Here is a 475-nt window from a genome sequence, read left to right on the forward strand (position 1 = left end):
AAATGTGACCAGTATCGATCTTCATCGTTTGGATACCCATAATATCACTGATATGACTGCTTTGTTTGGTGGGGCAAAAGGAGTGACCACCTTGAATGTTAGTGGCTGGGACACCAGCCAAGTACGAGACATGGAAGGTGTGTTTTATGAATGTAACAACGTGCAAGCGTTAGATATGAGTAGCTGGCAAACGGATCAAGCACGAATTTTTGATGGGATGTTTCAAAATTGTTACCAACTTCAAACGTTAGATGTGGGGCATTGGAACATGAGTCAAGCACGAAGTATAAATGGCATATTTCATGGGTGTACCAACCTTCAATCTGTGGATGTCTCCAATTGGGATACGAGTCAAGTGACGGATTTTACGGATGCTTTTGCTAGTTGTCAATCCTTAAAAAGGATTGATGTGTCCCGATGGAATACAGCGAATGGGAAATACATGGGAAGGCTTTTTTACGGCTGTGAACAATTG

At 42.1% G+C, this 475-nt stretch carries 1 protein-coding gene; it reads left to right on the plus strand.

Features of this window, described 5'->3' with window-relative positions; all coding sequences use genetic code 11:
* Positions 1–475: BspA family leucine-rich repeat surface protein (locus AB3I00_RS14665; protein WP_368025622.1), on the plus strand; the 475-nt coding region annotated here is incomplete at both ends.

The organism is Enterococcus sp. C76 (assembly GCF_040886985.1).
Classification (GTDB): domain Bacteria; phylum Bacillota; class Bacilli; order Lactobacillales; family Enterococcaceae; genus Enterococcus_B; species Enterococcus_B lactis.